Source organism: Gilliamella sp. CG13 (assembly GCF_046635805.1).
GTDB lineage: Bacteria > Pseudomonadota > Gammaproteobacteria > Enterobacterales > Orbaceae > Gilliamella > Gilliamella apicola_I.
Genome location: NZ_JBIDFM010000003.1, coordinates 293,537 through 312,906, shown reverse-complemented (window position 1 = coordinate 312,906; position 19,370 = coordinate 293,537). Strand labels below are relative to the sequence as shown.

At 34.4% G+C, this 19,370-nt stretch carries 15 protein-coding genes and 1 riboswitch; of the genes, 6 read left to right on the top strand and 9 right to left on the bottom strand.

Annotated elements, in window-relative coordinates:
- The 3 genes from ACGH6R_RS06855 to ACGH6R_RS06845 all read right to left on the bottom strand — a co-directional run.
- Window positions 1-1,940, bottom strand: a 1,940-nt coding sequence (locus tag ACGH6R_RS06855) for an autotransporter outer membrane beta-barrel domain-containing protein (protein WP_411599243.1), incomplete at its 3' end; no start/stop codon positions are given.
- 599 nt (window positions 1,941-2,539) lie between these two features.
- Window positions 2,540-3,433: a hypothetical protein gene (locus ACGH6R_RS06850; protein WP_411599242.1), complete on the bottom strand. Its 894-nt coding sequence runs from the start codon at window positions 3,431-3,433 to the stop codon at window positions 2,540-2,542.
- A gap of 279 nt (window positions 3,434-3,712) precedes the next feature.
- Entirely contained in the window at window positions 3,713-4,579 is an 867-nt protein-coding gene (locus tag ACGH6R_RS06845) for a YicC/YloC family endoribonuclease (protein WP_411599241.1), read from the bottom strand.
- A gap of 158 nt (window positions 4,580-4,737) precedes the next feature.
- On the opposite strand from ACGH6R_RS06845, the gene rph reads away from it, so the two are divergent.
- From rph to ACGH6R_RS06830, 3 genes are all read left to right on the top strand, one after another.
- Complete coding sequence (gene rph / locus ACGH6R_RS06840; RefSeq protein WP_220215281.1) at window positions 4,738-5,454, top strand: ribonuclease PH; 717 nt, start codon at window positions 4,738-4,740, stop codon at window positions 5,452-5,454.
- A gap of 13 nt (window positions 5,455-5,467) precedes the next feature.
- Window positions 5,468-6,115, top strand: a complete 648-nt coding sequence (pyrE, locus tag ACGH6R_RS06835; RefSeq protein WP_267352167.1) for an orotate phosphoribosyltransferase — start codon at window positions 5,468-5,470, stop codon at window positions 6,113-6,115.
- Between the two features lie 193 nt (window positions 6,116-6,308).
- Window positions 6,309-7,415, top strand: a complete 1,107-nt coding sequence (locus ACGH6R_RS06830; protein ID WP_411599240.1) for an SIMPL domain-containing protein — start codon at window positions 6,309-6,311, stop codon at window positions 7,413-7,415.
- A gap of 192 nt (window positions 7,416-7,607) precedes the next feature.
- Here the strand turns inward: ACGH6R_RS06830 and ACGH6R_RS06825 are convergent, their stop codons facing one another.
- Window positions 7,608-8,312: a GntR family transcriptional regulator gene (locus ACGH6R_RS06825; protein ID WP_267359312.1), complete on the bottom strand. Its 705-nt coding sequence runs from the start codon at window positions 8,310-8,312 to the stop codon at window positions 7,608-7,610.
- Window positions 8,313-8,489: 177 nt separating this feature from the next.
- On the opposite strand from ACGH6R_RS06825, the gene ACGH6R_RS06820 reads away from it, so the two are divergent.
- Window positions 8,490-10,364 carry a glucose PTS transporter subunit IIA gene (locus ACGH6R_RS06820; protein WP_267377836.1) on the top strand — a complete coding sequence of 625 codons (1,875 nt, stop codon included), beginning with the start codon at window positions 8,490-8,492 and terminating at the stop codon, window positions 10,362-10,364.
- Window positions 10,365-10,378: 14 nt separating this feature from the next.
- Window positions 10,379-11,815: a 6-phospho-beta-glucosidase gene (locus ACGH6R_RS06815; RefSeq protein ID WP_411599239.1), complete on the top strand. Its 1,437-nt coding sequence runs from the start codon at window positions 10,379-10,381 to the stop codon at window positions 11,813-11,815.
- A 91-nt stretch (window positions 11,816-11,906) separates the two neighbouring features.
- Here ACGH6R_RS06815 and dinB read toward each other — a convergent pair whose 3' ends face one another.
- From dinB to thiB, 5 genes are all read right to left on the bottom strand, one after another.
- Entirely contained in the window at window positions 11,907-12,962 is a 1,056-nt protein-coding gene (gene dinB / locus ACGH6R_RS06810) for a DNA polymerase IV (protein ID WP_267352172.1), read from the bottom strand.
- 81 nt (window positions 12,963-13,043) lie between these two features.
- Window positions 13,044-14,750, bottom strand: a complete 1,707-nt coding sequence (gene cptA / locus ACGH6R_RS06805; RefSeq protein WP_267377832.1) for a phosphoethanolamine transferase CptA — start codon at window positions 14,748-14,750, stop codon at window positions 13,044-13,046.
- Between the two features lie 187 nt (window positions 14,751-14,937).
- A complete protein-coding gene (thiQ, locus tag ACGH6R_RS06800; RefSeq protein ID WP_267352174.1) occupies window positions 14,938-15,597 on the bottom strand; it encodes a thiamine ABC transporter ATP-binding protein in 660 nt (219 codons plus the stop codon).
- A 22-nt stretch (window positions 15,598-15,619) separates the two neighbouring features.
- Window positions 15,620-17,197, bottom strand: coding sequence for a thiamine/thiamine pyrophosphate ABC transporter permease (thiP, locus tag ACGH6R_RS06795; RefSeq protein ID WP_411599238.1), 1,578 nt, complete (start codon window positions 17,195-17,197; stop codon window positions 15,620-15,622).
- Window positions 17,198-17,211: 14 nt separating this feature from the next.
- Window positions 17,212-18,204, bottom strand: coding sequence for a thiamine ABC transporter substrate binding subunit (gene thiB, locus ACGH6R_RS06790; protein WP_411599237.1), 993 nt, complete (start codon window positions 18,202-18,204; stop codon window positions 17,212-17,214).
- 40 nt (window positions 18,205-18,244) lie between these two features.
- Window positions 18,245-18,347, bottom strand: a riboswitch (TPP riboswitch).
- A 311-nt stretch (window positions 18,348-18,658) separates the two neighbouring features.
- On the opposite strand from thiB, the gene ACGH6R_RS06785 reads away from it, so the two are divergent.
- Window positions 18,659-19,276, top strand: coding sequence for a hypothetical protein (locus ACGH6R_RS06785; RefSeq protein ID WP_267359300.1), 618 nt, complete (start codon window positions 18,659-18,661; stop codon window positions 19,274-19,276).
- Window positions 19,277-19,370: the final 94 nt, after the last annotated feature.

The window sequence follows — 19,370 nt, the reverse complement described above, 5'->3', positions numbered from 1 at the left end:
CCATAAACCCCTACTTTAAATTGGTCTAAAGATAATACATCCACACCCATTTCAATCACTGATGTCTTCATGTCTATTGATTGTCTACCATTAAACATATCAGTCTGAGTTCGGTCATAGCTATAACGCATCCAAACATTTGAATCCGGTACATAAATTGAGGTATCACGGTCGTGAGCACTATGACGGAACATATTTAATGCCGCTAATTGGTTACCAAATACTGATGCTACTATCGGTGATTTATAAACATTTGAAAATGCGTTGGTATATTCAATGACTAATTTGCCATTTTCATCACGTCCAATTGTATAGTCAAATTCACTATCTTTTTTCTCAATGATATTCCAGATAGCATCATCTTGACCGACAACATCAACTAGATTGATTTTACCGCGTTCTGAATTTCCTCGGCCGATTTCAGTTATATCAATATTGGTTTTTCCTGACGTATTACCTTTTACGACAAGTTTATCTGACTCACCTTTTTCTGTATCCACATACATATTCAGTTTGCCATCTTCACCACGGTAATCACCATTGACAGTTAATACTGTATTTGCTGAGTCTTTACCTAAATCGATAGTTCCACCATTGACTAAATTGCCAATTGTTTGGTTATGATCTTCTAAATTAAGTGAACCTTTCTTATCAACGTTATAGTTAGATTTTTCGCTAAAGACATTCTCGGCTTTCGCGTTCCAAGAACCACCAGTTATATTGGTGTTTCCTTCATAAGTATGTTTACCACTAATAAAGTTATCACCAGAGATTACATTGACATTGCCTTTTCCATTTGCTTTGCTATCAATATCCCAGCCTACTTGATAATCATTATTAGTATGATTGAAATTAAGTTCACCCGCTGGTAATGATGGATCTTGATTTGCAAAATGGATAACCGGCACATCAATTGCTCCCGCTTTTTGTGGCGCTTCATTTGGTTTACCACCAATATTTAATTTACCGCCCTCATTGATGGTTATACCATCATTTTCACCATTAGCGTTTTTAGTTGTGTTTATTTTGGCATCATTAGAAACCGTGATTTCACTTTTATTACCAATTGATATATCCTTAACCACATTCAATGCAGAATCAGTTCCATCAACAAATACTTTACCGCCATTTCTAACAACTAAAGTACCGTTGACTGTATCACCAATATTGGCTTTAGCACCATTTAAAATATTTAGCTCAGCATGACCCGTATTTACATTTTTTTCTGGCCCTATACGCATAGTGGCCGCATTTAATGTTGAATCCTTACCTATAACATTAAAAATTGCAGTACCATTTGCAAATCCAAGCAATAGCGTATTTTTTGCATCAAATAAGCCGCCCTCTATGACATCAACTTTGGCATTACCATTAGCGCCAACAAATACTTGAATTTTCGATTTTTGAATGAATGCGCTTCCTTTACCTTTCACTGTTAGGGTGGTATTAGAACCAGCTTCACTTCCTATACTTGGCGAAGCCCAAGCAGTATTAGTGAAAGTACCACCATTTGTGATTAATACATTCGCATCACCACCTTGGAAACCAAAGTATGCAACACCCTGAGCATTAATAAGATGTCCATTATCAAGAATTAATTCACCTGAATTTCCTGCGCCTCGACCAACTAAAATTCTTGCTAACGATAGCGTACCGCCATCACTAATCGTTAGACGTCCTTTTCCATTTGTCCCTGATCCTAATGAATATTCCTCATTGGTTATTTGACCACTTTGAATTGTGCCAGTACCATTACCTTTGATTGTTTCATTCGAATTAATATGAATTGGTGCAGCTAATGCACTTTCAGACATCGCAGCTGTAATCATGATGGCTGCTGCAATTTTACTTACTGAAGATTTTGTTTTGCCTTTGGCTAGTTCCGATACTGCCAAGCTTATTCCTTGTCTATTTTTTAAAACTTTGTAGATTTTATTCATTTATTAAATTTCCTTGATTTTACGATATTAAACATAACCACTAGTCTTTTAGAAAGTTATGTAAAAATATTATTGATCGGATTAAATGATCAATCAATATTCAATCGATCGAAAATTTCTTATAAATATTGTAAGCATTATTTAATCTATTGTTTTTGTTTATTAAATATTAATTAATTCAATGAAAAAACAATGAAAATTTTTGATGAGATAATTTTCAGATAAACGTAAAAACCGCTAATCTAATTTTCGCTTAAAAAGTGATAAACATTGGACCTATTTTGCACACCAAACTTCTCAATTTATAACGGTTGATAACTTGGCTAGCTGACATAGACAACGCAAATAAATTTTTAATAAAATTTAAATGGTAAGCCATTATTTTATTTTTTCTCTATGATATTTATTAAATTTTTTTAACATTTACAGCGCTATTAATTAAACGATTTTTATAACAACATTATTTTTTTAGATTTAACATTGGGAAGATAACATTTTCGATGTACTGAGTTGAGGAAATAGACTTCAGCTAAAATATGGGTTTTCAGGCACTCTTAAGAGTACCTGATTTTAAAAGAGAATAGTTAATCGTTGTGATACTAGATTTTTGTTGAAAAAAGTTGATCTGATTGGTGATCAAGATAAGCTTGATTGACAAGTATTCCATCATTCACACCTTCAACTTCAGGCCCTTTATCCGTTTGTTTTAACATTTTTTTCGTAATGGTTAAAATACTTTTTTGCTGACATTTTGGACATTGGCAATATTCATAATTTAGCATTGACATTTTATCGTCAGTCTTTTTAACGAGCAAATCCCGAATATCTTTTTGAAGTTCTACATTGGCTAATGCATCGGCATAATTACCTACACGACTATTATTAATATTGTTTTCTAATTCTTCACTAGACAAAGAATGGAAAAAATATTTTTTGTACCAAGTTTGGCAATCTTCACAAAAGGCATCTTCTATGAATAAAGCTGTCAAAATTGGGTAAAAGAAGACTAAGAATTCAATCAGATAAACGCCAGCTAATAACATCCCTGAAATTGAACCTTTTGATGAGCTACCTTTAGTAATCGTGATTTCACGATAAGGAATGATATCATCTATTAATAAAGTTATAGTATCAATAGGCGATAAAAACAGTGAAATCCAATTGGACAAATAATGAGTGTCAAATAACAAAACTTCAAAAGTAACCAAATTTGAATAATAGGCAAACAAGCAGATTAAAAAAGTCATTAATATATTGATTTTGACATTACGGATCTTCGCTAATTGAGATAAATTAGATTGCAACATGATTATCACATAACACATCCCCACAATAAGACCGATATCAATAAGAATTAATGGAGAAAAATGAGAGATTATGGCATATACAACGCCAAGTAAAATAGCCACAAAAATACCCAGCAAAGTTAAAACAATCGTAGAGCCCAGATTGAATTTATTTGAAAATTGATAGTGTTCAGTTGAGGTGTTCATTATTTTTCCTTATATTTATAGATAAATCTACTTTGATTATTTCAATAGAAAAATTAGATAATTTATATTATTGACAGCAAGTGAAACCGTCATTATTTTCATAAAACATATCAAAGCTTTTTTGGGAGCGGCGTATTTTAGTATGAGTAAAAGGAAAGAAAAAGGGATTTTTTTAAATGTTAAAATCGAGCTATTTTTAAATTCATTAACTTCTCAATATTTTATAATAAAATCAATTGATATTGAGAAGAATTACGTTGTTATATCTAATTAATAAAATTATTCGATATTTTGTACTTGTTCTCGAATTTGTTCTATTAAAACTTTTAATTCAATGGCACTAGCCGTGACATCGGCATTAATAGATTTTGAAGCAATGGTATTCGATTCACGGTTGAATTCTTGCATCATAAAATCAAGTCGACGTCCAACGGCTTCATTTTTCTTCAAAATTACATAAGTTTCTTTAACGTGTGTCATTAGACGATCAAGCTCTTCAGCAACATCAATACGTTGAGCCATCATGACAATTTCTTGTTCAAACCTTGAGCTATCTAATTCGATATTGGCTTCAGCTAATTTAGATTGTAGACGCTCTTTTTGCCATTCCAAAATCTGTGGCATCCATTGACGAATCTTTTCAACTTGTTCCGTTATCCCTTCGAGCCGTTGGATGATAAGCTCACCTAATGCTTTACCTTCACGTTCACGTACAGTAATAAATTCATCAATTGTCGAATCTAATATTGCTAAAAGTTCTTGCGATATGGTATCTAAATTTTGCTCTTTAGCTGATAATACACCTGGCCAACGTAAAACATCGATAGGATTGACTTCGCCGGATTTGTGCTCTGACTGAATCCAATTAGCTGCATTTAAAATTTGTTTAGCTAGATCTTGGTTTAAAGATAATTCTTGATGTTGAGCAGCAGGATCCAATTCAAAACGCAAATGGCATTCAATTTTACCCCGCGTTAAACGATGACGAAGCCGTTCACGAATAATAGGCTCAAGTGAGCGAAACTGTTCAGGCAAACGAATGTAAGTTTCTAAATAACGTTGGTTGACCGAACGAAGCTCCCAAGAAGCGGTCCCCCATGGTTGATTTACTTCTTTTCTGGCATAAGCGGTCATACTGGAAATCATAATGGCTTCCTAAATTTAGTAAAAAACTTGCTGGGCATTGTATCACAAATTCTGTATAATGCGCTCTTAGCTTAGGCTAAACATCAACCTTTTCTTGTTGATGTCCTCCTAAATGGTAAATTCAAATAATTTTTTAAATATAACTGCTGGAGAAATGCATGCGCCCGTCAGGTCGATCTGCGGAACAAGTCCGCCCTATCAAAATTACCCGTCATTACACTAAGCATGCAGAAGGTTCTGTATTAGTAGAGTTCGGTGAAACAAAAGTACTGTGTAATGCAACTGTCGATGAAAGCGTACCCCGTTTTTTAAAAGGTCAAAATCAAGGTTGGGTCACGGCTGAATATGGTATGTTGCCTCGTGCGACTAATTCAAGAACGCAACGGGAAGCGGCAAAAGGTAAACAAACAGGTCGCACAATGGAAATTCAACGATTAATTGCTCGTTCATTAAGAGCAATGATAGATCTTAAACTTTTAGGCGAATATACCATTACCTTAGACTGCGATGTCATTCAAGCTGACGGTGGTACAAGAACAGCTTCAATTACTGGCGCGTGTGTAGCGCTAAATGATGCGATAAATAAAATGATTGCCGAAGGTAAAGTTAAACAAAATCCGATTAAATCATTGGTCGCAGCGGTGTCTGTCGGTATTGTCGATGGTCAACCTGTATGTGATTTAGAATATATTGAAGATTCTAATGCTGAAACTGATATGAATGTAGTAATGACTGATGACGGACGAATTATTGAAGTTCAAGGGACTGCCGAAGGTGAACCTTTTAGTCATGACGAATTATTAAAATTATTAGAATTAGCCAAAAATGGCATTGCAACAATTATTGATGCACAAAGACAGGCCTTAAAAGATTAATTGGAGAGGATCGATGAAATCATACAAAAGTGAATTTATTGAATTTGCTTTAAATCGGCAAGCATTGAAATTTGGAGAATTCACCTTAAAATCAGGTCGAAAAAGTCCTTATTTTTTTAATGCGGGTTTGTTTAACACCGGTAAAGATTTAGCGCTTTTAGGTCGCTTTTACGCTGCTGCTTTATTAGATGCCAAGCTCGAATATGACGTAATTTTTGGTCCTGCTTATAAGGGGATTCCGATTGTATCATCAACTGTCGTTGCATTATCTGAACATCACAACGTTGATGTTCCTTACTGCTTTAATCGTAAAGAGGCAAAAGATCATGGTGAAGGAGGCAATTTAGTCGGCAGTTCGATTTATGAGCAACGTGTTATGCTGGTTGACGATGTTATTACTGCCGGAACCGCAATACGTGAATCGATGCAAATATTGGAAGATAATAAATCAAAATTAGCTGGCGTATTAATTTGCTTAGACCGACAAGAAAAAGGTCGTGCCGATCTTTCTGCAATTCAAGAAATTAAACAAACTTATCATTGCGAAGTGATTTCAATTATTACACTTGATGATTTGATCCAATATCTTTATCAAGATCCAACCAGACAAGATCAAGTAAAACTAGTTGAAGCTTATCGTGAGCAATATGGTATAAACTAAAGTAAACTCTTACACAATCAGCTAATGAAATAAAAGCGTTGAAAAACGCTTTTACATCTTTTTACAATCCAATACATTTTTTAGACATTTAATTTGCTTTTTATCTATAATCTAGATTAGATTTATTTAGCCTTTTATTAGCAATTCAACAAGTATTTTTATAAACAAATAAACATTAACTAAGGATAATAAGATGAAAAAAACAATTTTATTTGCCATGTTACTCAATATTGGTATCGCCTTTAATAGTTATGCTGCTAACTCAGTTAATCAAGAATTGAATGTCAATAATACTTATCTTCAATTACAAGAATTAAAATATGGCAAAAATTTAATACCTGTTGGAAAAGTTGAAGCCAAAATTTCTGAAACTGTCGTATTAAAACCTGACACAGTACAATTTTCTGTAACTTTACTAACTGATGCCGCAACACCTAACGATGCCTCAGATCTCAATGTAAATATAATGAAACAATTTAAAGATGAATTATTGAAGTTGGGCTTAACTGAAGACAATTTAGAGACAATTGGTTATCAAAACAATGTGAGAGAGATAAATCAAGAAAATAGTCAAGAAAATTCAAAATATCAAGCAAATATGAATATTGTTATAAAGATTGATAATAACGATAGCTTTGTTGATCTCAATAAAATATTAGATAAATATAATATCAATGATATTCATCAAGTAAAAAGCGATAAAGTTAAAAATCTCTATGCTTTCAATATTCGCGAAACAGCCCAAACTTTAAATAACGCCAAAGATAGTCTTTATAAAAAATATTCAACCATTACCGATGAATTAAAAAAACTTCAATTAACTGATTTCACCATAACCAATTCAGATACGGATAAAATATCACCGGAAAGAATTACGGTAAAACAATATTATGTTCAGCATAATCTTATGGTCAAAACAACTAAGCTTGACCTTATTGGTAAAATTATTGCTAAAGCTCAAGAATTAAAAATGGTTGTCAATGATGATACTTATTACACCGTTTCGAAAGAAGCCGTTCAAAAAGCAGTTGAAGAGCATGAAGCAATATTATTAGCTAAACTTAAAAATAAAGTTGAAAGACTACTGGCGAAACAATATCTGTTAGGTGCACCAATACAACTTGATATAAGCGGTGGAGAATTTGATTTGCATTCTGAATACAATCCATCTCAACGTTATGCGAAAAGATTGTATGCTGATGGAAATATGAGGGCTGATGTTAATATTTATGCTCCAACAGAGTATAAAATAAATCTTGTTTTATCAGGTATTTTTGAAACACTTAAACCTATACAATAAACTTTTAAGATAAACCTATCATCAATTGAACACGCTCTCCTTAGTTAGCTCTTTAATTAAATGGTAAATAGTCGGAGAGCGTTTAACCCCAAATATACTTACCATTTTATTTATAATTTAAAGTAATTATTGTACAAATAGTTTACTAAATCAATCATCCATTTTTTCAAACTACTCTTTTAAAACTTCGATTCATTTAGAATGGCTCTGCACATAAAATTTAGCATTATCATAATGGTAGATAATTGTTGAGAAATCGAATGGTTCTCCTGCCGATGTATAAAATATCTCTTCAACACATAACGCCGGATCGCCTGCTTGTAAGCCTAAGTATTCCGCTATTTCAGCGTCTAATTTTATCGCTTTGAAATACTTATCTGAAAAACCAATGCTAATTTTACAGATATCTTTCACATAACTAAATATTGAATGCTCAGCAATTTCTTTATTCAAATATGAAACCAGTTTTTTGCGATAATAAGATTGTTCAAATCCATATATTTCGCCGTCCACATATCGCAAACGCTTGATGTAATAAACGTGTTCATCATCACTACATCTTAGATTTTCTTTTACTTTTTTGTCTGGTTCAATAACATCTACGTTAAATACTTGCGATGCACCAGGAAGATCGTTTAAATCTACACTAAAGCCGTGACTCTCTAGAAAATTGAGATATCCACTTTTTTTAGGCTGTCTGACAAAAATACCACTACCTTGTATTTGATAGATTACGCCATGGCGTTCAAGTTGATTTAAGGCTTTAATAATGGTTGTCCGACTAACTTGATATTGGTTAATTAACCCTTCAATATTGGGTAATTGGGTATCTTTTGGCAATTTTTGTTGATAAATTGTTCGTTTAATTTTTTCTGCAACATCCTGATATTTTAACATTTATTTCCCTTCTCTGTTTTTTAGATAGGCATATCCCATTTTATACAGGTTATTTTAATATTAAAGCAAACAAATTTAAAATTAGATCTAGATCACAAACAATAAAATTGGTAATTAACAATTTTCAATTTGTCGATAAGATAAGCTAACTGTATTTTTTATAAGGAACTTTAAACAATGTCATCAAAGATTCGAGACTATAATAAGTTGGCTGTTGATATTTTGAATGAGCTGGGTGGTGAAGATAATATTGTCACAGTCGCTCGTTGTGCAACACGTTTACGTTTGGTAACCCAAAAAACACCCGAAAATGCTAAAGAAAATATTGCTAAATTCCCTGGCGTAATAACCGTTGTTGAAAAAGGTGGACAAATTCAGGTGGTGATTGGCACAAATGTCGATAAGGTCTACAATGCTTTTATACAATTAATTAAAACAGATAATAAAGTTGCAAGTTCCGAAAATAAAAATATATTAAATCTTATCATTGCAACTATGTCAGCCGTTTTTGCGCCTTTCGTTTATGTTTTAGCCGCATCGGGAATATTACAAGGGATTCTAATCTTAATTAAATTAGCCTTTCCTGATTTCGGAACGACAGGCACTTACCAAGTATTCAATTTCATTTCGTGGGCACCCTTCGCCTTTTTACCTATTTTTATTGCGATTACAGCATCACAACATTTTCGCTGTAATATTTATATCGCCGTGGCGTGTTGTGCAGCCTTGTTATCACCAACATGGGCTGAACTGGCTGCACTCATCAAATCAGGACAAGAAGTTAATTTATTTGGTTTGGCATTGTCTGAAACTACTTATACATCTACGGTTTTACCCCCTTTATTCTTAGTTTGGTTGTTATCTTATTTAGAACGATTTTTAGAGCCACGTTTACATAGCATCATCAAACCACTCCTGATGCCTCTTATTTGCTTAGTCATTATGGTTCCGCTTACTTTGCTTGCAATCGGTCCGCTGACTGCAAATGCTGCACATTATATTGCTAATGGGTATAACTGGATTGTTAATCTTGCACCATCTGTGGCAGGTGGATTAATCGGTGCAGTCTGGCAAGTATTTGTTATTTTCGGTGTTCATTGGGGAATCACACCCGTTATCATTGAAAATATTAATCAATACGGTCAAGATTCATTCCAAGCTTTCCAAACAATTGCTGTTATTGGTCAAGTGGGCGCGGCGTTAGGATTCTATATCAAAACCAAAAATAAAGATATGAAAGGGGTCTCTTTATCCGCATTTGTTACCGGTATTTTTGGTATTACTGAACCGGCTATATATGGTGTGAACTTACGTTTTAAAAAACCATTCATTTATGGCTGTGCATGTTCAGCAATAGGCGGAATTGTTGCTGGATTTTTTACACCTTATTACTATACCTATGCCGCTTTGCCGGGTCCATTAACCATAGTTAATGCAATTAATCCTGAACATCCCGGCTCATTTATAGGCGTTTTAATCGGTTCAACAATTGCCTTATTTGGTCCGGTATTATTAATTCAAATTTTAGGTACCGGTGAAACAAAGTCATCGTCAACTGAGCAGATCGAAGATGATACGCCAAATGTTTTACTTGATGAAATTCAAATTACCAGCCCAATGACAGGGAAAGCGCTGCCACTGAGTGAAGTCCCTGATCCTGCCTTCGCGCAAAAGTTAATGGGAGAAGGTATCGCAATTGAGCCAACGGATAATCGCGTTTATGCCCCTGATGATGCGCAAATTACTGCAGTATTTGAGCGTTCAAAGCATGCAATTGGTTTGACCTTAAATAATGGTGTAGAACTATTAATCCATTGTGGTATCGATACAGTTAATTTAACAAATAACGAATTTAATTATCATGTATCATTAAATCAACAAGTTAAAAAAGGTGATTTGCTTATCAGTTTTGATACAGACGCAATTATAAAAGCGGGTTATCCATTAATCACCCCAATTATTATTGTTAATAGTACGCAGTATCAGCAAATCACTTTAACCGATAAAACAGACGTTACAACTCAAGATATCGTATTTGACATTAAGCAATAACAAGGAACACAGATATGAAGCAAAAAAATTTTTTATGGGGTGGTGCATTAGCTGCCCACCAATTTGAAGGCGGTTGGAATGAGGGCGGTAAAGGCCCAAGTGTCGTCGATGTTATGACAGCAGGTGCACACGGTGTGCCAAGACAAATTACGCAAGATATTGAAGCAGGAAAATTTTACCCAAACCATACCGCAATTGATTTTTATCACCATTATAAAGAGGATATTAAACTATTTGCGGATCTAGGACTTAAATGTCTTCGTACTTCGATTGCTTGGACAAGAATTTTCCCTAAAGGCGATGAACTACAACCTAATGAAGAGGGATTACGGTTTTACGATGCGGTATTTGATGAATTAATTGCCAACGGAATTGAACCGGTCATTACCCTATCCCATTTTGAAATTCCTTTGCATATTGCTCGTGAATATGGAGGATTCCGTAATCGTAAAACGGTTGAGTTTTTTGAACGATTTGCGATCACCTGCTTTGAGCGTTATAAAAACAAAGTTAAATACTGGATGACATTTAACGAAATTAACAATCAAATGGATACGAGTAATCCTATTTTCTTTTGGACTAATTCTGGTGTACAAGTCAAAGCAGGCGAAAATCCGCAAGAAATCCTTTACCAAGTTGCTCATTACGAACTCTTAGCCAGTGCTAAAGCCGTGATCGCGGGTAAAAAAATCAACCCCGATTTTCAAATTGGCTGTATGATTTCTCATGTACCAATCTATCCATACTCATGTAATCCTGAAGATATGATGGCTTCAGAAATTGCAATGCATCAACGATTCTTCTTCCCTGATGTTCATGTCCGAGGTTATTACCCTGCTTATGCATTAAAAGAGTTTGAGCGTGAAGGTTATAAACTTGATATTACGCAAGAAGATTTAGCATGTTTGAAACAAGGCACAGTTGATTACATTGGGTTTAGTTATTACATGTCTACTGTCGTTAAAGCCGATGTCAAAAATGATAACCGTGACAATATCGTCAATGGTGCTTTACCAAATGCGGTTGAAAATCCTTATATTAAAAGCAGTGACTGGGGATGGCCAATTGACCCTGAAGGCTTACGCTATACATTAAACCGTTTATATGATCGCTATCAATTGCCGTTATTTATTGTAGAAAATGGTTTCGGGGCAATTGATCAACTCGAAAATAGTCATCAAATACATGACCAACCTCGAATTGAATATCTCGGTGCACATATCAAAGCAATGTTAACAGCAATGGACTATGACGGGGTCGATGTTATTGGGTATACCGCATGGGGAATTATAGATGTTGTATCCTTTACTACTGGCGAAATGAAAAAACGTTATGGTGTGATCTATGTTGATCGTGATAACGAAGGTAATGGTAGCATGAAACGGTATAAGAAGGATTCCTTTGATTGGTATAAACAAGTCATTCAGACCAACGGTGAAAACTTAAAATAACGACTTAGTTAAGCCAAACTCATTTATGGGGATTTTGTGATATTTCAATCATCCCCATAAATTCAGCTTAACACCTTAGTGCTTTAAATAGCTAAAAAGGGAAGATTAACTGTTTGTCTAATTGTGGATCAATAAGGGTAACATGAAAGCCAATTAACCTAACCCCCCTATCATTTCGTCGTTCTTGCCAAACTTTGTACGCTTGTTCAATCAAATCTTGTTTATCCAACTTTGCCCAGACATGTTCTTGTGTCGTGAGTTGAAAATCATCAAATTTAAATTTTACCCCTTGTCGGGCAATCGATAAATCTGTTCTGACTTTACTTAATCGTTTTTCTAACTCATCATAAAGTGGATCGAGTTGCAGTAAACAGTCATCCCAAGTATGAATATCATCAACCAAAGTACGTTCAACCCCCACTGATTTACGTTGCCTGTCATTACAGACTTCACGCTCATCAATGCCTTGACATCTTTCATAAAGCACTCGACCAAACTTACCAAATTGATTAAGTAATTTGGTTAAATCATACTTCACCACATCTCGACAAGTAAATAACCCTAGTTCAGCCAGTTTTTTTTCGGTGACTTTCCCCACCCCCGGAATCTTTTTAAGAGGGAGTTGCTGTATGAACGAATCAACTTCGTCAGGTGTAATCACATACTGACCGTTAGGCTTGTTCATATCTGAAGCAATTTTAGCTAAAAATTTAAGTGGCGCAACACCAGCTGACGCAGTTAAACCCAGTTCATTAAATATAGCTTGGCGAATGTCTTTGGCAATTAATGTTGCCGAACCATGGCAAAGTTGACAATCAGTCACATCTAAATAAGCTTCATCAAGTGATAAGGCCTCGATTGCTTGGGTATAACGCTGAAAAATTTGATGAATCTGGTTTGAAACTTCTTTATAAACAGCATGTCTACCCGGAATAACTTTAAGATTTGGACACAGTTTTACCGCTTGTGCCATTGACATAGCACTATGAATACCAAATTGTCGAGCAAGATAATTGGCTGTTGCAACAACACCTCTTTTTCGTGGGTCACCCCCAACAGCAATGGGGATATTACGGTATCGAGGGTTGTCCCGCATCTCAACTGCCGCATAAAAACAATCCATGTCAACATGAATGATTTTTCGCATAATCTGAATGATAGTATCTAAAATATAACTGTATAAATATACAATACCATACCTTAAATGCTTGTGCAATCAGGATATCAATTACTTAACCAATTTATCAAAATCCACTAAACCTTTTTTATCATAGGGATCGCCAATCCAACGTATTGATGGTTTAAAGTTAGGATTAACTAAACTTTTTTCAGGCTGATATAAATTGTAACGTAAGCCTGCTAAATCAGACCAAGTATGAATTAAATCTTGTGAGCTAAATTTGCGATCAACGTAAGCTTGATAATCATTAGGATGTGTTTTCAACCAACTTGGTGATTGCCAAAGTATAAAGGGAATGGTATACATCGGTTTGGTTGGTGCTTTTTCATTTCGTCCTAAGACATCATACGGTGGTGTTTGATAAACCTCTTCACCATGATCGGAAAAATACAACATAAAACCGTTATCATGGCTCTGTTTAAAAGTATTAAACAATGTCGTTATTACATAATCATTATAGCTAATTGCATTATCATAGCTGTTGTAGACTTTGGCGTTATCATCGCCAATATTGAATGGAATGCCTGTCTTATCTTGAAAAACATTATATTCACTACTTTTCGGATAACGAAATTCATATTTCATATGCGTACCAAGTAAATGAATAACGATAAATTTCTTTTTAGCGGGATCGGTTAACACCTCTTTAAAAGGCTGAATCACAGCATCATCATATTGTCTGGCACTTTGGTTACGATCGTTATTCATATAATATTGTTTATCTGTTTGCTTAGAAAACATGGTTAACATCGTATTTCGTTTAGTCATTGTTTGTTGATTGGTAATCCAAAATGTTTTATACCCTGCTTGTTTCATAAGATGAATGAGTGAAGGTTGTGTTAAGTATAAATCAGGATGCCGCTCATCGGCGAAAGTCAGGGCTTGTTCTAAAATTTCGATCGTATATGGTCTGGATGAGACAACATCGTTGAAAACCAATAAATTTGGATTTTCTTTTTTAAATTGTTCAATCATCGGGGTGGTATTGCGGTTATAACCATAAATCCCCATTCTTGTACGGGTAGTCGATTCCCCAATGATTAAGACTAATGTTCTTGGTGTCTCTCCATTACTATCTGTTAAATTTTCTAATGAAGGCAAAGATTGCAAATTATTCAAAATATTTTCCATATTAGAAAGTTGTGAACGGTATGCAATATAGCTGCTCATTAATTGCCAAGGTACTGTCGTTTCCATACGGCTTAATAAATGTGCTCCCGCTTTCTCAAAGGAAGTTTTTTTTACCATTACACTGATTGCTAGTGGCATCAAAGCATAAATAGCAATCAATAGTGAAACCATCCACTTAGTTTTATTTTGAACATAAACCGGTTTGACTTGTTTCCAAAGAAATAGCGCCACTAAAATATAGACGACTAATACGGCAATCAATTTAAAACTTAAGTATTGCTGAATATATTCATTAGATTCATTGAAATTTGATTCAGCCATTATAAAAAAAACACTTTGTGAAAACTCCTGCCGATAAATCACAAAATAAGCTAACGAAATTAAAGACAATCCGCCAACTATAATCCCATAAATGGCTGCAATTTTACGAGTATGATTCGGAAAAAATAACACCGGTATGAGCCAAATTAAGCTATAAATAATAGAATCTCTTAACCCAATAAAATTAGAGTGTCCCGACAGAGAAATATAGAGTTGCAAAGCGGATGAAAAATAGGTAAAAAATAATATAATCAAAAATAACGAGGAAAAACTAAATTTCTGATCTTCTTTCAAATTTTGCATAAATATCAATAACGAATCATGATGAATAAGTTTTTATAAGATACATTGGGTAGATTAATAAAACCTTAAGCACTCACATTCGATATTGAAACTAACAAAAGCCAACGGTAATCATTAATGCTATGAAAGCAATATGAAGCATATTTTCAATGAATATACTGCTTAGCTAAAGATTAATTTTAGCGGATTAAATCGACTTCAAGCCTAATAGCTGAGCAACATGTTGATGTTCTGAACAGGTTAACTTTTTGGGTGAATGATTAAAAATAATCTGCCCTTCATCGACAACTAAACATCGTGAAAAATAATACAATGATTCATCCAGATAATGGGACACCATCATTAATGTTAATTCAAATTCTTCACAGATTTGGTTAACTAATTCAAGCATTTCAAAACGTAATGATTGATCCAGCGCTGAAAAAGGCTCATCTAAAAGTAAAATCGGACGATGTTGAATTAGACACCGCGCTAAAGCAACCCGTTGACGTTGACCACCCGATAATTGTTCAGGGTAACGTTGATTAAATCCTGTTAATCCAACTTTTTCTAAAATATCATCAATAATTTGCATTTGTGAAATATTCAGCTTTAAAGAAGGTTTTAATCCTAAAGCGATATTATCTTGAACCGTTAAATGGTCAAACAAATTATTATGTTGAAACAACATAGATACTGGGCGTTTTCCGGGAGTGACATTCGTCATATCTTGATCATCGAGTATTATTTTTCCTGAATCAGGTGAAATAAAACCGGCGATTAAACTCAATAATGAACTTTTACCCGCACCACTTGGCCCAACAATGACGACCCGTTCTTTTGCGGCAATACCAAAATTAAAAAACATTTTAAAATTATCATAATGATAATTAATATGATTGAGTGTGATCATCATCCACCAAAACCAATAAACTAAAAGAGATAATTAATAATATTGCCGCTGTGACACTACCATCTTGATAATGATAATGTGATAGCTGCTCATAGAGGTAATAAGGCAATGTGATGACTGACTGCCCACCAAATAGTGCGATAATGCCAAAATCCCCTAAAGATAAGATAGCCGAAAAAACAAAACTTTTTAACATTAATTTGTTTAATGCTTTATATTCAATCAAATAAAAATGGTTAACCCCGTCAATGCAAAGGGATTGGCTTAATAGCCAATAACGCTTAGTGACATCGAACATGGGGGTAGCCAGACTTTTAATGACAAAAGGTAATGCCATTAAAGCATTACACAATATTAATAAAATGCAGATAAACCAAGTATTACCTGCATACTGATAAAATAATATAAACAGTCCTGACGCTAAAATCATGCTGGGAATCGCTAAAATTAACGAACTGGCTAACATTAATCGATTACTCCACGTTACCTTTTGATAAATGAGCAATCGACTATTTGTCCAAAGAATAAATAGTGCCATTAACAGGGTTACGATGGCTGACCCCAATGCAATGAAAAGTGAAAACAGTGTTGCATGTTGAAAGGTTGGCGTAAACAGTGACAAACGGAAAAAATAAACACCATCAATCACGATATTTATCAAAGGAAGTAAAATAAATAATCCCCCCATAATAATCACGATTGAACTTAGCAAGGCAGCCAATCCAGAAACAGGAAAACGGTAGTTTTGCTTTATAAAGCGCATTGTGACTTGTTTATTATTATTAAACTTTTGCATTATTCCCATAAAACCTACGCAACAAAGCAATTGCAATAAGGAAAGCAAAACCGCTTGAATAAAATCAAAATCACGAATGGATTGATAAATTGCTACTTCAATGGTGGTATATTTGGGGCCACCGCCTAAAGCCAATACAATCGCAAAACTTGAAAAACAGAGCATAAAAATCAGCGAAGCCATAGGCAATATTTGCCGACGAAGATGTGGCCATTCAACCAATCGAAAAAAAGTGTAACCAGAAAAATTCAATTGAGCGGCTAGCTGTTTCTGTTCAACAGGCACACTCATCAGCGTACGGTAAAATAGACAACAAGCATAAGGAAAATTCAAAAATACGTGTGCTAATAAAATTCCTTGTAATCCATAAATTGACCATGAAAATGGCAAGCCGATATATCCAACAAAGATTGACAGTAATCCCTGTTGCCCATAAACGGATAAAAGCCCTGTCACAACAACTAGTGCAGGTAAAATAAACGTCACCGGCATTATTCGCAACAATAGACCTTTACCCCAAAACTCAACCATGGATAAAGCTTTTGCCATTAATATAGCCAAGAAAATAGAAAGACATGTTGATAGTGTGGCTTGATAAACAGTTATCCACAAAATATGTAATAAATAGCTGTCAATATAACTGTTTATCTCACCTGAAGTTATTGCGTAATAACCAATGGATAATAATGCACTACCCAGTACAACCATTATGCTACTGGCGGCAAGAATACCCGGCATTAACGTTCTAAAATTCAACATGTTAATGTCTATAATTACTTACTGATCGCTGATTGCCACTCACGAATCCAAGCTTTTTGTCCTTTTTCAACTTGCTCAGATCCAAATTCTAACGCCTTAGTGACAGGCTTTATTTGCTGATAAGCCTCAGGTAATGTCGTTTGAATAATCGGGTACATCACATTCTTTTCAGCAATCTGACGTTGTACTTCAGGTAAGAGTAAATACTGTAAAAACTGACGTGCTAACTCGGGTTGCTGACTGTATTTGATTATACCTGCTACTTCAACCTGACGGTAATGTCCTTCATCAAAAATGGCTGCCTCATAGCGATGATCATTTTTCATAATATGAGCAATCGGCGATGTACTGTAGCTTAAAACAAAATCAGCTTCGCCTTTCAAAAACATACCATAAGATTCACTCCAGCCTTTGGTGACGGTTACCGTATTTTTAGCAATCTTTTTCCATACATTGGCAGCATCATCGCCATAGATATTTTTGATCCAAAACAGTAGACCTAGTCCTGGCGTACTGGTTCTTGGGTCTTGATAAATAATTCGCCAATTGGCTTTATTATCAACAAGTTGTTGCATACTATGGGGAGGATTTTTGATTTTATCTTTGTTATAAATAAAAGCAAAATAACCATAATCATAAGGAAGAAAATCATTATCCCACCAATCAGTGTTAAGATTATCAGGTTTAATGATTTGATGAGGAATAACAATATTGGCTAACTTAGCTTGCTGTAAAATGTTATTGTCTAAGCCTAAAATAACATCGGCATTGGTCTTTTTCCCTTCGAGCCGGATCCGATTTAAAATTGATACACCATCCCCTAACGAAATGATATCCAACTGACAATCACACTCCGCTTCAAAATCTTGCTTAATGGCCTCACCTGGGCCCCACTCAGACATAAAAGAATTGTAACTATAAACGGTTAAAGTTGGCTTAGCATTGGCGGTATCAATCAAGAAAAAAGCTGAAAAAACAAAAAACAAAAGAAGATTCTTACGAAACATTTTGCCTCCAAAATAGTAAATAAAAGACAAAAGGTTTGAGCAGACACAATAACTCAAATCCCTCCGCTGGCATGATCCAGTTCAGGTTCGACGGGTTATGTTAACCAACATTCTCAGCCATTTGGGCACCCCGTTGAGAACGATAAATAGTTTAGTGTTTACCTCATTAATTGTAAACAGTTGTAATTGCGATAGCATGAATAATAACAAGCAAGTTTAATCACTGTTAAGGTAAAAAGGTAACGAATTAATGCTCAAAAATTAGATAATTTTAAAGCGATTTTAATTGTCTCTTATTATGATTATTACCTAAGTTTAATCACTGTTTAACGGATTGAGTATTCAAGAAATCCAAATAAAAATAAGTTATTAATTAAAAAAATAGTAGATGTTACTCAATTGCTTTGTATATAATAAAAACGTCAGTTATTTGATTTTTATTAAAGGATTAATTATGTCTCAATCTTTCAAGAGCCCTCGCTGGATGCGTGATTTAAATCGCTATCTAAATTCAAAACCTCAATTCGTTTTATCCGGAAACATTCATGATCGACAACAATCGAAAATTGATACTGAAACCATCATTTCCGAAACATTAGTCTTGTCGATTTATCGAATATTAAAAAATGCAAAATTTAATCACGTCTTATTGTGGAATTCAGCTGTTGGATTCGAAGAAATTCAAACACCAGACTTACCCGCAATTAAAAGCGATACGTTGTTTAAACGCCTAAGATTAAATGCTGTTCCCAAAAAAGATTCCGCAAAAATAAATCATTTAAGTAACACGTTAGATCAACTAGTCAGCTATGATCAACAGCCTGTTGCGTTGATAATTGATTATGAATCACATTTGTCTAAAAATCGTCATAATATGAGTTTTAGTGAGCATCAACTTTTTGCGCGTTCTTTAGCACTTTCACAACTTGAATACCCAAAACCTAAAGGTTCAAACGATCGGTTATTTATAAATACCATTATTTGGCTAGTTGAAAAAGAAAGTAATTTACCCGATTGGTTACTCATTAATAACCCTAAGATTCGTCATATTCCTGTGACAGCATCCAGTTAAGCAATCCGTAAAAATATAAATGATGAATAACTAGAGTAGCTCGTTTTTTAAAAGATCATCGCACAAAGCCAGTTTACTTAAGAGGTCATAATGA